This window comes from Flavobacterium rhamnosi (assembly GCF_048286515.1).
Lineage (GTDB): Bacteria > Bacteroidota > Bacteroidia > Flavobacteriales > Flavobacteriaceae > Flavobacterium.
Genome location: NZ_JBLVPS010000057.1, coordinates 1 through 1,106, shown reverse-complemented (window position 1 = coordinate 1,106; position 1,106 = coordinate 1). Strand labels below are relative to the sequence as shown.

Sequence of the window (1,106 nt, the reverse complement as noted above, 5' to 3'; positions counted from 1 at the left end):
TATGCTATTCTCGACAATGAAAGACTTAGCCAGCGGACATTGGAAGATACTTTTAACTATTCAGGTTTTAAGGCTATTTTCAATTTAGATGAAGCCGAAACTGTCAGAAGGAGTTCTATTTCTGAGAGATTGTCAAAAATTGATTCTGGCTATTTCAAGGAAATTTTTGAATGTATGTATGATCGTTTTTCTGAAAGTTATAATCAGCCGGAAAGAGATAAATATAATTTAATTCGGGTAGACAGTACCATTGTTTCGGACCTGGCCGGAAAGCTCAAAGAAGGAATTGATCAGAATAGTGGTAAGAAGCTTATAAAATATAGCGTTTCCTTTGACGGTATTCTTCCTGCAGGTGTTGAGATATTTAATACCCAGAGTTATTCTAGCGAGGAAAATGCTCTTCCTGAAGCTATTTTAAAACAAGTGAAAAAAGATACTGAACATCGTAGTATTTATATTATTGACAGAGGTGTTCAATCAACCCGGACCATGAAAGAGTTTTCCCAAAAGGATGTCAAATTTGTAATCAGGGCTAGAGAAAACCGCAAACACGTGGAGATAGAATCCCTCATTAAGGAAAATCAGGATTTAGATATTGGAGATAATTTGCTAATAAAAGACAGTATAGTAAATCTTTATACGGGCATTCCAGTAAATAACAAACGAGGAAACATACATCACAGGGAAGAAAAACTTGAAAACCAATTTAGACTGGTGATAGTGAAAAATAAAGAACGGCCGGAAAAGATATTTTGGTTTATCACCAATGATTTTGACCTTACTGCTAAGGAAGTTGCAGATTATTACAGAAGAAGATGGGATATCGAAGTCTTTTTCAGATTTATAAAACAAGAACTCAACGTCAGTCATCTTGTATCGCTCAGTAAAAATGGAATGGAAGTCATGATTTATATGACTCTAATTGTAGCAATGCTGGTCTTAATTTACAAGAAAGCAAATAACCTTGGCTACAAAACAGCTAAAAGAAGGTTTGTTATGGAATTAAGAGAGCTTATTACGGTAATAATGATCATACTTTCAGGAGGGGATCCTGACAAAGTATTTAAAACGTAAAGTGGTCGAAATTTCTTCCGACCACTCGTACC

General features: G+C 35.0%; 1 protein-coding gene. It reads left to right on the top strand.

Annotation, left to right across the window (positions count from 1 at the left end; all coding sequences use genetic code 11):
• Positions 1-1,074, top strand: a 1,074-nt coding sequence (locus ACNQGN_RS18900) for an IS4 family transposase (protein ID WP_417989369.1), incomplete at its 5' end; no start/stop codon positions are given.
• Positions 1,075-1,106 lie beyond the last annotated feature (32 nt).